The sequence below is a fragment of the Sphingobium sp. genome (genome assembly GCF_049304695.1).
GTDB lineage: Bacteria > Pseudomonadota > Alphaproteobacteria > Sphingomonadales > Sphingomonadaceae > Sphingobium.
This window is the reverse complement of record NZ_JBAQOK010000021.1, coordinates 1-13,751: the sequence shown is the minus strand read 5'-3', so window position 1 is coordinate 13,751 and position 13,751 is coordinate 1. Positions and strand designations below refer to the sequence as shown.

The window sequence follows — 13,751 nt, the reverse complement described above, 5'->3', positions numbered from 1 at the left end:
AGATCAGGCGGCAAGCTTGGCAGGCGCGCCGCGTGCGGCGTCGACCGGGGGTGGCCCATATCGTCCATCGAGCGTCATGCAGCTGGGCAAGCGACCCGCCCAGTCGAAGCCGATGGCGCAGAGCATGCCGGCGATGAGGTCGGTCTTCTTGCCCCCCAGCCGCTTGGCGAACGCCTTTTCGCCCATATGCGCGATCAGGCCGCACTCCCGGGCGATGAACCTCAGTTCATCCTTGGTGTAACGCTCAAGAAACGTCTTATCGACCTGCCAGCTGGCGCGCAGATCGACATCGAAGGCGCGTGCGAGGTCGGCAACATGTTCGAAATTGGCCACGTCCTTGGCGTAGGCCGCGCCGATCGCCGACAATATGGTGGCTGCCTGGGCTTCCTCGAGTTCGCCGATCACCCTGATTTTGGCGTGATAGTCGAGGCCGGGAAAATCGGCGTCGACCAACAGGCCCGAGCGCGCCTTGAGGGTTTCGGCCTTGATCTGCGGCAATGTGCCCGACATCGCGGCGACCAGGATCGTACTCTGGGCATGCGCGCCATTGCCGGCAAGCGCCCTTGCAACCGCAGTGCGCCACATCGCTTCGCGCAGTTCGGCGGTACGGCCGGCGATCGATTTGGCGGTGACAGTCGATTTGGACGCTGTCGGCGCGCTGTCGGCTCTGCTGGGCGCGATGGACGAGGCAGATGCAATCCCCTGGCTTTCTTTGAGAGAGCCGGCCGCGGCGTCTATGGCTTCATCGGTGACGTCGTCCTGCTCTTCATCGTCAGCATCGTCGTTTGCATGATCATCTGCCGAGCGCGCCGCCAACCGTGCGGCCTTGTCGGCGCGCTCCTGCTCCTCGAAGCGGATCATGTCCGCCGTCTGGGTCTTGAGCTCGAAGCACGCTGTGTTGGTGCAGTGACCATCGTCGATATGGGTCTCGAAGAGAGCCCGCTGCGCTGCCGAATTGAACGGGCAGGTCATGCATTCGCTCTTGTCGAAACTGGCGCTGGCGAGATCCTGCGTGACCCGCATCAGCAGGTCGCGTGTCTTGCTCACGTCCAGGCCGGAGCTCAGGATCGTATCGAGTGCCTTGTCCTGCTTGTCAGCAGGTACGGCGGCCAGCAGTTCGGCATGGCCGACCTTGATTCGGCGTTCGTCGAGCGCGCGCTTGACGGTGTCGGAGAGGTTGCCCAGAGCAAGGCGGCGGTCAAGCTTGGCTTTGGACCATCCGAGTCGGAGCGCGGCTTCGGCCCGATCGTCCTGACAGGCCGCAAGCACGCGCACGGCGGCATCGGCCTGCTCGGTTTCCGATGCGTCGTCGCGCACGTCGTTCTCGTCGATCGCAGCTTCGAGCGCTTCCTGATCGGTCATCTCACGGATGACGACGGGAATTTCCCCCTCAGGCCCGAAGGCTTCCAAAGCCGCCCGATAGCGACGCCCGCCTGCGACGATGAGATAGCTGTCGCTCGCGTCCTTTGTCGGGCGAACCAGTATCGGCTGGAGCATTCCGCGCAGGCGCAGCGAGGCGACGAGTTCGTCATGCTTCCTGCTGTCGAAATAGCGGCGGGGATTATATCCGACGGAGATCTTGGCGAGCGGTAAAGCCGTGATGGCTGGCGGCGATGCGGCGATGAGGGCAGAAAGCCCCGTTCCCAGACGCTGGGTGCGATTGCGGGTCATGAGTCGGACCGAACGGTGGCGGAACGGCTGAGGCCGGGAATGCGCGGGTTGTCGTAAACGCTGCTTACGGACATCTGCAGCGCCTGCTGGCGGGCGCTGAACCAGGTCGAGGCTGTGATGTCGTAACTCTGGCTGGCAAAGTGCTCGCCGTCGCTGAAGAAGGCGACGTCCACGGTGAATTCATACAGGCAAACATCGGATTGGGCGCGCATCGCCTTATCCTTTCATGAGCGATAGCCGCCCCGGTCGGAGACCGGAGCGGGTGTTGGAGGAGAAATTCGGAAAGTCCCAAGCCAGGCGTCAGAGCGCTTGTTCGAGCAGCTTCCTGGCCTTGCCCTCGAGTTCGAGGCGGCTGTCCTGGTGGGGTTTTGAACGCGCAACGGCGGTGATGCCTTGCACGAAATCGTACAGGCTTTCCGGGGGATGCCCCTCCTCGGCCATCACCGTCTGGATGATCTTCGTCGTCTCGGCCTTGGTGAAGCCGCGGCGGCGTAGGAAGGTATCGCGGTCCTCATCCTTGCGCGCGACGATGCGTTCCCGCGCGGCCTTGATCCCGGTGATGAAATGCTGCGGCGAGGAGTTCGCGAAATGCTCCAGCGCGGGCGCAGCCTGGTGAGAGAAACGGGCGGCCGCGAATTTCGAGTGACGGATGTTCACCTCCTCGAAATTCTCGACGCCCCACAGGCACCTATTGGCGCAAACTCCTCGTAGGTAGAAGGTCGCGATGCCGAGCGTTTTGGAGCCGACCTCGGAGTTCCACGCGTAAAATCCGCGAAAATAGAGATCGGGATCGCCGTTGGGCAGCTTACCAGCCTCGATCGGGTGCGTGTCGTCGACCAGGAATACGAACACATCCCTGTCCGAGGCGTAGAGCGTCGTCGTATCCCTGGTGATGTCGACGAAGGGGTTATAGGTCATACTGCCCCACTGGATCGTTCCGGGCACCTTCCAGCGTGTGTCACCGACACCGTCGCCGGCGAAAGCCATGATCGCCTGCACGAGTTCATGGTCAAAAATACGGCCATATTCGCTGCCGGTAGCAGCGCGCAGTTCGGTGCGGCCATCGTCGGTCTGAAGCAGTTTCACCTGTTCGCCGCGATGGGTGATGAGGCCGTGTTGCAGGTTGATCCCGGCCAGAGCGGCGGGAAGCTGACGTAAATAGGAGGCCGGCGCACCGACGAGGCTGGATATCTGGCCGAAGGACCAGTTGGTCGGTGCGACAGGCCGTTCATCCCCCGGCGCGATCAGCATCAGCCGTTCGGGATTGTCGCTCCTGGCTTCGACCCGGATCGCGCGACTTTCGACGATGCGCGTGGTCGAGTGATCGGCGCGGGCGCGAACGCTGTCATAAAGACTGGAAAGCGAGAGAAATTTCTCATCATCGGGCCGTGAGAACCATTCCGAGGATACGCGGCCGCTGCGGCCACCGCGCGACACATCGATGCGATAGGGTGCGGACACGGGGGGCGTGTCATTCAAGCGGGCAAGGCTCGCCATGGGAACCATCTCCTGGAGCTAGAGGGGCAACGGGCCGATCCACGTTTCCCGTCACATTCCTGCCCCTCCCTTACCTTTCCGACATCTTGGGATCCTGGCTTCGCAATGACCTGATTTGGCGCTAAGATAGCGGCCGCGTTCCAATCCTCCTTCTGGCTCATCCATCGATCGCCAGGAGGCCTAACTAGTGTCGACGTTCGGAATATTGACCCGGCTGACACGGCTGATGCTGTCTGCAGGCCTGGGTGCAAGGCGAAGCATGGTACAGGCGTCCGGCCTGGAAGCCGTCGTGATTGCGATGGGCGTCGTCGGCCCCTATGCGCTGAAGCTGTTGATCGACGCGCTGGACGGACCGACGGGATCGCCCCTGCAGTTGCTCCTCACCATCCTGCTGTTCGTGGGATGCTGGGCCGGTGCTTCCATCGTCGAAACGGCCAGGCTCGCCTGCACCGCGGAAATGGTCGAGGCGCTGACCCGGCACTTCACGACTCGGGCGCTTGCCGCCGCCTTGCCGGAGATCACGGCGGCGCGGGACAGTCAGAGCGGGCGGGTACCCGGCATGCTGGAGCGGCTGCCCTATAGCCTGACGCTGGTCGTGGAAGGATTGATCTGGCGGCTCGGGCCGGTCTTGCTGCAGGCTATCGCCAGTCTTGCGGTGATCGCCAGCCTGATCCAGCCTCGTTATGTGCTGGTACTGACGCTTACGCTTCTGGGATTCGTCGGGGCGACCTGGATCGGGGCCAGACGCCACCGCGCGCAGGCGGACGCGACCAATGCGGCGGCATCGCATGTGTCCCGCACGATCGGTGACATCGTCCGCAATGCCCGCCGCGTGGTGCTCAACGGCGCTCTGAATCGTGAACTGCGTTATGCCGGCGATATATTGAGGGCGAAACGACATGCCACCGCCAGCATGTACCGTTCGCTGACCGTCATGGCGGCACTGCAGTTCTGCATTGTCGGCGTCGGACTTGTGGCGCTGTTGATGCTTGCGGGCCTTGATGTGGGCAAGGGACGCATGACCGCAGGCGACTTCGTCCTGTTGCAGACCTATGCATTTCGGCTGACTGTTCCGCTGAGCGCGCTGGGTTATATCCTCGCGCAGGCTGGTGTCGCGATCGCCAATATCCGCGATGTCCTGGCATTCACAAACGCCCATGAAGTGCCGAGCACCCCGCAGCCCAGTCCCACAGGTGCTGCGGATCTGACGGTAGAAGACGTCAGCTTCTGCTACGGCGACAACATGCCGGGTATTAACGGCATTTCGCTTTTTATCCCGGCGGGCCGCTTCGTCGCGATTGTCGGCCCCAACGGCTCGGGCAAATCTACCCTTGCACAGCTGCTGGCCGGCGTGCTCACGCCTGGCTCGGGGAAAGTCGAGATTGCGGGGGTCGATATTGCAACGATCCCATGGGAAGAGCGTCACCGCCATATTCTCTATGCGCCGCAATTCATCGGCCTCTTCAACCGGTCGTTGCGGGAAAACATCCTCTATCCCCCGGCGAGCCAGGCGATCCACGAGGTCGAGAAACTGCTTAACGTCTGGCGTTTCTATGAGCCGGGGAGACCAATCGACTTCGAGATGGAATTGGGCGAGCAAGGCGAGCGCCTGTCCGGAGGCCAGATTCAGAAGCTGGAGCTCGCACGGCTGGCCGGTGTGGAGGTGCCGGTCCTTATCCTCGATGAAAGCACGTCTGCGCTCGATCCGTCCAGTGAGGCGAGTGTGATTGCGAGATTGCGGAGCCAAGCCAGGAACGCGACGACGTTGATCATGATCACCCATCGCCTCGCCACAGCGAAGGCCGCTGACCAGGTTCTCTTCATGCGCGGCGGGCGGCTGGTCGGCAGCGGAACGCATGGTGAATTGATGCAGCGATGCGACTCCTACCAAGCTCTCTGGCGCGCTCCGCAAGTGTGAGCTTAGCCGGCGCCTGTCTCGACCACATCTTGCATATTTTACAAATTGGCGTATCTGTTTAACGCAAAGGAGTTCCCCGATGGCAACGAGGCACGAAGATCATCTGTCCCAGCGACATGAAGCAGTCGTGGCTGCCGCGAAGGCGGCAGGCTTGCTTTCGGGCACGAACAGCGCGGTCGGCGCCCGGGTCCCGCGCGAACTCATCGATCGTGCCAAGATGCGCAGCGGCATCGCCTCAACCACCGATCTCGTCGAATATGCGCTTGCCAAAGTGGCGCTGGAGGATGATTTCGGGGCCAGGCTCGTGAGCCGGAAGGGCTCGGTCCCGGCAGATATCGCGCTTGGGATTTGACCGCAAGGCGTCGCTGCGCCGGATCAGGCCGCAGCGATCGGCAGCAAAGCTGGCCCGGCGGCGCGAAGAGGAACTGCCGCTTGTTCATAAAGCAACTGTCGTAGGCCGAGAGCTTCTGCTCGACACCTGCGTCTATATCGATGTGCTTCAGGGCAAGACGCCTGCGCAAGCGGATCGGTTGCTAGAGAACCGGATCGTCAATCACTCCTGTGTGGCGCTGGGCGAAATGACCCATCTGATGGGCGCCCTCGATCCGGCGGACAGGCGCACGGCTTCGGTTCTCAAGACGCTGGGGCGGACAATCGATGATATTCCCGAACATCGTCTGACCGTACCTTCCTCGCGGGTGTTCGCCGAGGCAGGTATGCTGGCAGGGTTGGTAACACGCCTGTCCGGCCAGCCCCATTCGATCGCGCTGCTCAATGACGCTGTTCTGTTTCTTCAGGCTGCTGCGATGGGCTGTGATCTGCTGACCGGTAACCGGCGCGATTTCGATTTTATGGATCAACTCGTGCCCGGAACTGGTGTCATCCTGTACTGATTAGCGGATGACCCACGATAATTATCCTGCTTCGTCGCGCAGAACCGAATACACGTCCTCACTGTACAGGCGCGCGATCTGACCGGATTCATCCCAGAAATGGGTGCCGGCACGTAGCCGCGCAGCGACCCAGAGCCCGGTTTCCAACCTGCGCCATGTGCCGATGGCTGTCCATAATCCATGCGGCGAATACTCAAACCAGAGGCGATGCCCAAGTTGCCCGCATTTCATCTGGAATGCCCAGTTTCGATCACCGCCGCGTTCGGCCCGCACATCTTCGCCGGTGTAAAGACCGGGGAGCACGCGCTTGATGCTTTCACCATGGCGGATCATCGAGAGACTCCCGCGGGCAAAGGCGGTGGGGCTTGAAAGATGTCGGCAGCCCACTGCTCGATCCACGGCTGGGCAATTTCGTCGTGCGCGAGTTGCCCCTCCTCGATCAATTCACGGATTTCCGCGCGTGCCTGCACGATCGCCCGTTCCCATGGATCGTGTGGTGGGCACTCATCCGGAGCAAGCGCCAATTCGCCTTGAATTGGGGGCATGGCGCTGGCGGAGCGTGCATATTGGCGGCGTGCCCAATTTTCCATATGATCGGCGACGAAGGCGTCGGTCTTGGATATTCCGCGTTGGCGTGCTTCGATCCTGCTGGCGATGCCGAACGCCTGAGAATCGACCGCCTGTATGCGATGGTCAAGCCCACACAATTTGCTGAGCGCCGTGCCCTTGATGCCGAAGCCGTGGAGCATCGTCCCGGGCTCAAGAATGCGATCGAGATGCTCGAAGATGGCGATCACCCCGTCGGCGCCGCCGACCGGTCTGCGGCACATCGAGCCTATTCCGATCAGAGGCACAGCATCGACGATATCACCCAGAGCATCGATGCAGTATTCATAGTCGGTCGCCGCCCTGCCCTGGATCACCGGCATGAAGCGGTGGGCGATGCCGCGGTCATGGGCCCCGCGCCAGCAATCGCGGTTGACCCGGATGGTTCTGGATATCCGGTCGCGGACCTCGTCGCGATTGGGAGCGATTTCGGGTTCGACGCAATAATCCATGCTGGCGAACCAGTGGAACGGGTAGCTTGCGGCAAGATCGAGATAATCGTCGACCCGCCAAGGATAGGCACGATAGTGCGACATCGCGACGAAGCCCGCACTATCCAACGCAAGACTGTGCAGACCATCGGCGTTTTTCAAAAGATCGAGGCGCCAGCCCTGCCATTCGGGCCAGCCCTTGGCGCGGTTCCAGCGCGACAGCGCATTCGCGGAGATCAGCGTTGGCACCTGCATTGCACGGGCACGGTTCAATATCGGCCCCTCGCGCAGGTGCGGCAGGCCCACCATGATCTCGATCGCCATGATCGCGCTCAGGCGACGCGCCAGCGGCACCAGCGCTCGGCCGTCTGCCGGGGGCTAAGCAGGCCATGGTTTGCGGTACACCATGTTCGGAAAAAGGAATCGAGAGCAAGGCCCGGATCGCCTAGTCGGCCGACCACATCCTGAACGAAAGCATCGGTCGAATCCATGACAACCGCGGAGCGGGCGGCCGCGATGGCGTTCTGAAGTTGGACCGCCATCTTATCGGCCTCATCGATCGAAATATTCTCGACAGCGCGCATGCCTCCACGCGGCCCGCAGATCGCCAGGGTTATGACCGTCATGCCGGCCGGTGACCGGCTCAGCGCGTTGATATGGACATAATGGGACATGCGCGTCTCCGGCAAGGTGGAACCTGAGAAGGTCAGAAGAGGCTCAGTTGTCGGGGCATGGCCGGCGGCGACGCGCCTGGCTTGCGCGGCGGCGGAGCTGCACGGCTCACCGGGAACGGCGAGCATGGTGTTTCGGAAGCATCTGCAAGCATTTCGTCGGCGGGCTCGTGGTGTCGTCGATGGGCGAGCCGGGCGTTCCACCCACCCAGAATATGGGCCGGAGTGTACCAATGCTCGCGCATTTCGCCCGACAGCGAGTTTCCGACCATGAGATGCGCCGGGACATGAAGCAGCGAGAGCTGAACATAGGCCATGTGGATCGCGCGCGGGTCGATATCGATCGCGGTGACATGCAGGTGGCGCTGATAGTTTATGCCGATATCGCGCATGGCCTCTGCGAGCGCGACCACCATCGATCCTGCGCCACAGGCTGGCTCCATGGCGGTCACGAAGCCATGGTCGCCAATGATTGCTTTGACGCTTTCGGGATTGCCGATGGTCACCTGGGCCATGAAGCGACTGAGCGTATAGGGTGTGAAGAACTGGCCCCGCGCCTTGCTGTGAAGCTCGAGGTCGTGAAACAGGGCGCCCAGCACATCGCCGGGTCCGGCTTCAAGCGCATGTACGAGTTGCGCGAGGACTCTCGGGAATAGGTCCACGATGTCCGGCTGGTAGCGTCCGACGATGTCGAGATACCGGGCCTCGCGGGAATCGCGTTTGCGCAGGTCGACACTGTTGACGATCGCGATCGCCATGGCCTCCACGCAGTCGCCGAAGACTGTATAGAGATCGTGACGCGGCTGGCAGCGCCGCAGGAGCGCCGCCATCGCCTTGAGATACGGCTCATGCATGGGAGCCTCCGGAATTGGTATAGGATGCGCGCCGCCGGGTGATCGACCATCACGGCAGACGCTGCCGCGAGGCGGTTCGCGATCGCCGGAAGGTTCAGCGGACGAAAGCCGCACAGGCTAGGAAAGGCATGAACGAAGCCGTGTGCGGCCTGCTCAGGCGGCTTGTTGCCATTCGTATAGCAGGTGGTCATCGGGGCCATGTTCCGAACCGATAGCGATCCTGACCAGGCGCCCGTCACAGGCAAAGGCGGATGCACGCGGAAAGGACAGATAGGAACGACCCTCGAGGATCAGGTCGCCGGACCGCACCTTGGTGATCTCGCGGGTCGTGCCGAGCAGGCGGTGGCCGGCCGGGGCATCGACCAGTTTCAGCCGGTCGCCCGCTTTGACGCGCTTCTTGAAGGCCCCCAGAGACAGAACCATGTCGACAGGGTTGCGTATGCCTCGGCGTCTGGCGAGCGCCGCCCAATAGGCCTGGCCGATGCGGACCTCGCAATAGAAGCTGCACGACCAGAAATCCTGCAACGGATTGGTGCGGGTGAAGCCGAACCTTTCCATCTGATCGCGGACCTCGACGATGAAGGCGTTCTGCACATCGCGGCCCGTGAGATCGACCGGCGTGTCGAGGACCTCCGCGATGATCTTGCGTCCGCCGGAAAACTTTTCTGTGCGGATCGTGAAGGTCGCTTCGGCGAAATATTGCGCCACATGGTGCTCGATCCGCGCGGCGAGCGAAGGCAGTGCTTCGCCGGCGCGATAGAAATCACCCTCATAATGGAAGTTGCCACGTTCGTCATGGTCGGTCTGGCTGTACAGGCGCATGGGCGCGCCCGGCGCGGGAGCGTCGGTCATCTATCACATCCTTGTGGGTTCGAGGTAGTCGGGGGAGCAGCGATTATCCGCTAAAGCCGGTGTTACAGGCCTGCGAACGGGGTTCGATCGGGATCCGGCGATCAGGAGTCGGCAGGACGCATGTCAGCCGGCTCGGCAGCACGTCGGGCGGTGACCCAGTCGAGATAGCCCAGACGGGTATCGTCATTGGCCACTTCGTCTTTCCAGTCGGATAAGGGATGGACCGGATCTTCGATCCAGGGATCGCGATGAGTGGCGGGGCGGAGCGCCCTCGACAGCCCTTCGCTCGTGGCGCCAAATTCGATCCGGTCGATGAAGATGGCGCACCATCCGCCACCGATGCCGTCGCCGCGCGAGCGCGAACAGCTATAGCTCCATTCAAACCCGATCGGCGCTTCACGTAGAGTCAGCGGGCAGCAGCGTTGAACCAGGCGCGCAATCGCGTCCGGCTGGAAATCCGTATCGCCAAAGATCGATACCAGACATGTCTCCGCGCCGCTGATCTCGATGTCCGCGCCGAATATGGGGAAGTTCGGATCGTCGAATATCTCGAGCAGGCCGTTGAACGGATTGCCGAGATCATTCGACGGAAATACCGCGAGAAACTCGGCACTGGGTTCGCCCTGGCGCCGCCTTGTCACCGAGGTCAGCGGCATGTTGCCACGCTTCCTCGACGAGCGCGCTCTCCGCCGCGGTGCAAGTGAACGAGAAGGAACCCTGGACATAATAGTCAGCCATGGACGGTCTCCACTGCTTCGCAATCGGCAGGATCGTCGTCGACGATCGTCAATGGCGGCGGAGGGAAACTCGCGCGGGCATATTCAGCCTCGATCGCTTCCATCGAGCCGAGTTCGCGAATCCGTTCGATCGAAAAGATCAGCGTGTCTTCCTCGGTGGTGAGGAAAGTTTCTGGGTCGCCAGGCCCGAAGCAGATTTTCCGGTCTGACGGGAAGCTTCCACTGTAGCCGGCCCGCCAGCGAACATAGGATAGCCCAAGCAACCGACAGCATTGCTCGATTTCGTCGAAGCGCCCCTCGGCGACCTCATGATCCATCAGGGATAACGGGCCTGTTGCCGGCAGGTCGGCGGGATCGAACGGAGTGCCGTCCCAGTCGATGGCGGGATCATCGTCAGCGATCGCAGATATGAGTTCGGGGTACCGGCCGCGGGAAAGGACCCCACCGATCTGGATATGGGCGGGCACGCGGTTGGCCATGAGCTATCTTTCCCAAAATCGAGACCATTTATTCGATCTCGTCTCTGCCCTCCCCTCTCCCTCTCCCATTGCTGCTGTTCAATTTGCAACGGCGGCCCGCACGAGCGATATACATTGCCGGCTTGTGGTCATCAGCGGTTCACGCTTAAATGCTTGGCAACGCTTTCGTGCCAGAGGCGTCTACTTTCCCTCTTCCTCGACCGGGAGCTTTCCATGTCCGAAGCCATCGAACCTGATTTCACCGCGATGACGGTCCAACTACTGAGCGCCTATTTCGCGAACAATCAGGTACCAGCCTCGGATATTCCCGGGATCATCGAAACGACGCGCACGGCGCTCGAGCGCAAGACAGCCACCGAAATTCCTGCAGAACCGGAGCATGTGCCGGCCGTATCGGTCCGCAAGAGCTTGGCTTCGCGCGACCACATCATCAGCTTGATCGACGGAAAACCTTACAAGAGCCTGAAGCGGCATATCGGCCGCCATGGCCTCACCCCTGCGGAATATCGGGAACGCTACAATCTGGCGAAGGACTATCCAATGGTCGCGCCGGGCTATTCCGAGCAGCGCCGCGAGGTTGCGCAGCGGCTTGGGCTTGGCCGCAAGAAGGTAGAGGCCAGTGATGTGACTGTTGCCGCCGAGCCGGAGACGCCCGTTGCCGCCGCTCAGGCCAAGCGCGGTCGCAAGGCTTCAGTAGCGACAACGGACAGTCCGCCAGTCGAGGCAGCGAGCGAGAAGGCGGCGAAAGGTAAGGCTGGCCGCAAGCCGCGAGCCAAGCCCGGCACAGGAAGTGTAGCGGAAGCCCCTGCCCCGGCACCGGCCGTCAAAGTCGCCAGAGCGTCTAAAGTCGCGGGAGCCAAGCAGGACAGCAAACCGAAAACCGCCAAGCGAGTGACCAAAGCGAAGGCACCTGAACCTGCTGTGGAAATTGCACCCGAAGCGGAACCCGCAAGCGTTTGAAGCAACCGGCACGGGTGGGGTCCGGAAATTTGACCTCACCCGTCCGCTCAGTTGCTGAAAATGAGCGATGCGTAATCGCTGGCCCGTGCGGAATGTGGATGATGGTGACCCGTGCGCCATCTACACGGCAAAAAGATCAGATAGTTTCCGTGCGGCCGACGCCCTGTATTTGGCCTGAAGCCGGTCGAAGACCTGCTCCGCGAACTTTGTACGGCCGGCTTCCATAATCCGAAAGCCGCGTTTCGCCTTATTATAATCCCACCCCCGTCAAGGCCTTCAAACGTCCGTGGCAATCCTCTCAAGGATGGCGCGCGCATTGTCGGGCGGCAGAAACAGTCTGGTCTTGAAGCTCAGAACCTCGCTGAACGCACCGCAGGATTTGAGCCAGTTGCGATGCTCGGGCGCATAGTCGCGGATTTCGAGACGCCGACTGTTATTGACCGTCGCCATGACGAGCCTCGCTCCCTTTAGCCCCGGGATTGGGACTCCGCCGGCAGCCTCGGCGCCCCGCAGTACTTCGTCGGGAGAGAGGCTTGTCGTGTTCCCGCTCAATCCAAATTCAGACTGTAGCCGTCCGAGCGCGCGCGGGTGGATGATACGCCCGAGGATCGGCGTATTGGCGCCATCGTCGATCCGCCAGACGCGGACATCGTCGCTAGGCAGCTTATGCCAGACCGGCAGGAGAAGGCCGGCTGCGACATGGACCGCTTCGGTATCGACCTTCGTCAACGCATCCAGACATTCGGCCTCCCATAGATCGTGAAATCTATCCTGCTCAATCTTCTTCCAGTGACTGAGCGCCAGTTCAGCCTCACTGGTCCGCGAGGATCCGGTCGGGCGTTCGAGCGACACCATAGGGATGACACGGCCCTCCTCGTCGGTGATCGACCAGGACGGCACGCCCAGCGCGACGTGGCCGGAACGGGTGTTGTGCAGAAAGGTGACGCCGTCGGTGTTGTGCCAGATTCGCAACAGGCGATCCCAACCGGTGACGCGCGGTTTGAGGTGAAGTTCGAGGTGGAGCAGTCGCGTCTCCGCGCCGGTTCTCGGATCGACACGCAGGCACTGGTCGGCGAGCGTCACGATCCTCTCGGCCCGGATGGTCTCAACGCCGACGTCGAGCGTCCCAGCCTCGCGTGCCGCATCGGCGCGGGCCTGGATAAGACCCATATATTCCTCGAAGATCGCATTCTGCACAGCGATGCGCAGCGCCAGCAAACGGTTCAGCCAGCGCTGGATCGGCGGCAGCCGTTCCAGCAGCACGGCGTGATCGTCGACCAGCTTGAGACCGGTCATATCCTGAAAGGCGGTCAGCGTAACGCTGGCGAGTTTGCCGCCGTGCAGGAGACGATACCATTGCGCCAGCGCCTCGCGCGCCAGGCCGCTTTCGAGATTGTCACTCGGGTCGAACAGCCCCTGCCCGCCTGTCTGGCGCTGCCCGCGTGTCAGGGCGCCCAGACTGTCGAGCCGCCGCGCGATGGTGGAGATGGCGCGGCGTTCGCCCTTGCAGTCGGTCACAACCGGGCGAAATATCGGCGGAACGGTCTGGTTGGTCCGGTGGCTGCGCCCGAGGCCCTGGATCGCGACATCGGCCCGCCACCCCGGCTCCAGCAGAAAATGGATGCGGCGCTTGTTCCCTGCTTTGGAAGCCCGATCGGCATGATAGGAGCGGCCCGTGCCGCCGGCGGAACTGAACACCAGGATCGGCTTGACCCCATCCATGAACAGGCTGGTTTCGACAAGATTGGCGCGGGCGCTGCGGCGTTCGATCGCCTGGAGGCCGTCGGGTTTGACGACGAGGCGGCGAGAGCGCCCGGTGATCTCGGCGACGCGGTCAGTTCCAAAATGCGCGATCAGCGTGTCGAGCGCGGCGGGCACCGGAGGCAGGGCGCATAACTGCTCGATCAGTTCGTCCCGCGCGGCGATCGCCTCCTGACTGAGCACGGCCTTGCCGTCAGCATCGAGCATCGGCTCGGACCGATCAGCGCCATCAGTGGTGCGGAAGACACGCATCTGCTGGACCGGAAAGGCGTGACGGAGATATTCGACAAGAATTTCTTTGCAGTCGAGATTTATGTCGAGCGGTTCGCACGCAGGCGCGGATTTACGGGATGAAGACATCGATTTTACTCCAGATAATTAAGGTGCCCCCAGCCCCAACAAGCTGGAGGATCTATGACGT

At 62.1% G+C, this 13,751-nt stretch carries 15 protein-coding genes; 4 read left to right on the top strand and 11 right to left on the bottom strand.

All coding sequences use genetic code 11. The features are described 5' to 3' along the window. Nucleotides 1–3: 3 nt before the first annotated feature. From WA070_RS03150 to WA070_RS03140, 3 genes are all read right to left on the bottom strand, one after another. Nucleotides 4–1,671, bottom strand: a complete 1,668-nt coding sequence (locus WA070_RS03150; protein WP_422632716.1) for a PRTRC system ParB family protein — start codon at nt 1,669–1,671, stop codon at nt 4–6. Then, on the bottom strand, nt 1,668–1,883 hold the full coding sequence (locus WA070_RS03145) for a hypothetical protein (protein WP_422632715.1): 216 nt from the start codon (nt 1,881–1,883) through the stop codon (nt 1,668–1,670). The genes WA070_RS03150 and WA070_RS03145 overlap by 4 nt, the downstream gene beginning before the upstream one ends. Before the next feature lie 88 nt (nt 1,884–1,971). After that, complete coding sequence (locus WA070_RS03140) at nt 1,972–3,168, bottom strand: DUF932 domain-containing protein (protein ID WP_422632714.1); 1,197 nt, start codon at nt 3,166–3,168, stop codon at nt 1,972–1,974. 226 nt (nt 3,169–3,394) lie between these two features. On the opposite strand from WA070_RS03140, the gene WA070_RS03135 reads away from it, so the two are divergent. The 3 genes from WA070_RS03135 to WA070_RS03125 all read left to right on the top strand — a co-directional run bounded on the left by WA070_RS03135 (nt 3,395) and on the right by WA070_RS03125 (nt 5,979). Continuing rightward, on the top strand, nt 3,395–5,086 hold the full coding sequence (locus tag WA070_RS03135; RefSeq protein WP_422632735.1) for an ABC transporter ATP-binding protein: 1,692 nt from the start codon (nt 3,395–3,397) through the stop codon (nt 5,084–5,086). 127 nt (nt 5,087–5,213) lie between these two features. Continuing rightward, on the top strand, nt 5,214–5,438 hold the full coding sequence (locus WA070_RS03130; protein ID WP_253204230.1) for a hypothetical protein: 225 nt from the start codon (nt 5,214–5,216) through the stop codon (nt 5,436–5,438). Then, nucleotides 5,428–5,979, top strand: coding sequence for a type II toxin-antitoxin system VapC family toxin (locus tag WA070_RS03125; RefSeq protein WP_422632713.1), 552 nt, complete (start codon nt 5,428–5,430; stop codon nt 5,977–5,979). Before WA070_RS03130 ends, WA070_RS03125 begins: the two co-directional genes overlap by 11 nt. Nucleotides 5,980–6,000: 21 nt before the next feature. Here WA070_RS03125 and WA070_RS03120 read toward each other — a convergent pair whose 3' ends face one another. The 7 genes from WA070_RS03120 to WA070_RS03090 all read right to left on the bottom strand — a co-directional run bounded on the left by WA070_RS03120 (nt 6,001) and on the right by WA070_RS03090 (nt 10,609). After that, nucleotides 6,001–6,312, bottom strand: coding sequence for a hypothetical protein (locus WA070_RS03120; RefSeq protein WP_422632712.1), 312 nt, complete (start codon nt 6,310–6,312; stop codon nt 6,001–6,003). Further along, complete coding sequence (locus tag WA070_RS03115; RefSeq protein ID WP_422632711.1) at nt 6,309–7,340, bottom strand: DUF7221 family queuine tRNA-ribosyltransferase-like protein; 1,032 nt, start codon at nt 7,338–7,340, stop codon at nt 6,309–6,311. Before WA070_RS03115 ends, WA070_RS03120 begins: the two co-directional genes overlap by 4 nt. A gap of 8 nt (nt 7,341–7,348) precedes the next feature. Then, nucleotides 7,349–7,690, bottom strand: a complete 342-nt coding sequence (locus WA070_RS03110; RefSeq protein WP_422632710.1) for a hypothetical protein — start codon at nt 7,688–7,690, stop codon at nt 7,349–7,351. Between the two features lie 32 nt (nt 7,691–7,722). Beyond that, entirely contained in the window at nt 7,723–8,541 is an 819-nt protein-coding gene (locus WA070_RS03105; RefSeq protein ID WP_422632709.1) for an N-6 DNA methylase, read from the bottom strand. A 153-nt stretch (nt 8,542–8,694) separates the two neighbouring features. Next, nucleotides 8,695–9,393 (bottom strand): hypothetical protein, encoded by a 699-nt coding sequence (locus WA070_RS03100; RefSeq protein ID WP_422632708.1) that lies wholly within the window; start codon nt 9,391–9,393, stop codon nt 8,695–8,697. A gap of 101 nt (nt 9,394–9,494) precedes the next feature. Further along, complete coding sequence (locus WA070_RS03095; RefSeq protein WP_422632707.1) at nt 9,495–10,049, bottom strand: hypothetical protein; 555 nt, start codon at nt 10,047–10,049, stop codon at nt 9,495–9,497. Between the two features lie 74 nt (nt 10,050–10,123). Continuing rightward, complete coding sequence (locus WA070_RS03090; protein ID WP_422632706.1) at nt 10,124–10,609, bottom strand: hypothetical protein; 486 nt, start codon at nt 10,607–10,609, stop codon at nt 10,124–10,126. 213 nt (nt 10,610–10,822) lie between these two features. On the opposite strand from WA070_RS03090, the gene WA070_RS03085 reads away from it, so the two are divergent. Continuing rightward, nucleotides 10,823–11,569: a MucR family transcriptional regulator gene (locus tag WA070_RS03085; RefSeq protein WP_422632705.1), complete on the top strand. Its 747-nt coding sequence runs from the start codon at nt 10,823–10,825 to the stop codon at nt 11,567–11,569. A gap of 276 nt (nt 11,570–11,845) precedes the next feature. Here WA070_RS03085 and WA070_RS03080 read toward each other — a convergent pair whose 3' ends face one another. Then, nucleotides 11,846–13,690, bottom strand: a complete 1,845-nt coding sequence (locus WA070_RS03080; protein WP_422632704.1) for a strawberry notch C-terminal domain-containing protein — start codon at nt 13,688–13,690, stop codon at nt 11,846–11,848. Nucleotides 13,691–13,751 lie beyond the last annotated feature (61 nt).

Coding starts and splice junctions, on each gene's coding strand:
- WA070_RS03150 (WP_422632716.1), bottom strand. CDS start 1,671: ATGACCCGCAATCGCACCCAGCGTCTGGGAACGGGGCTTTCTGCCCTC.
- WA070_RS03145 (WP_422632715.1), bottom strand. CDS start 1,883: ATGCGCGCCCAATCCGATGTTTGCCTGTATGAATTCACCGTGGACGTC.
- WA070_RS03140 (WP_422632714.1), bottom strand. CDS start 3,168: ATGGCGAGCCTTGCCCGCTTGAATGACACGCCCCCCGTGTCCGCACCC.
- WA070_RS03135 (WP_422632735.1), top strand. CDS start 3,395: ATGCTGTCTGCAGGCCTGGGTGCAAGGCGAAGCATGGTACAGGCGTCC.
- WA070_RS03120 (WP_422632712.1), bottom strand. CDS start 6,312: ATGATCCGCCATGGTGAAAGCATCAAGCGCGTGCTCCCCGGTCTTTAC.
- WA070_RS03115 (WP_422632711.1), bottom strand. CDS start 7,340: ATGGCGATCGAGATCATGGTGGGCCTGCCGCACCTGCGCGAGGGGCCG.
- WA070_RS03110 (WP_422632710.1), bottom strand. CDS start 7,690: ATGTCCCATTATGTCCATATCAACGCGCTGAGCCGGTCACCGGCCGGC.
- WA070_RS03105 (WP_422632709.1), bottom strand. CDS start 8,541: ATGCATGAGCCGTATCTCAAGGCGATGGCGGCGCTCCTGCGGCGCTGC.
- WA070_RS03100 (WP_422632708.1), bottom strand. CDS start 9,393: ATGACCGACGCTCCCGCGCCGGGCGCGCCCATGCGCCTGTACAGCCAG.
- WA070_RS03095 (WP_422632707.1), bottom strand. CDS start 10,049: ATGCCGCTGACCTCGGTGACAAGGCGGCGCCAGGGCGAACCCAGTGCC.
- WA070_RS03090 (WP_422632706.1), bottom strand. CDS start 10,609: ATGGCCAACCGCGTGCCCGCCCATATCCAGATCGGTGGGGTCCTTTCC.
- WA070_RS03085 (WP_422632705.1), top strand. CDS start 10,823: ATGTCCGAAGCCATCGAACCTGATTTCACCGCGATGACGGTCCAACTA.
- WA070_RS03080 (WP_422632704.1), bottom strand. CDS start 13,690: ATGTCTTCATCCCGTAAATCCGCGCCTGCGTGCGAACCGCTCGACATA.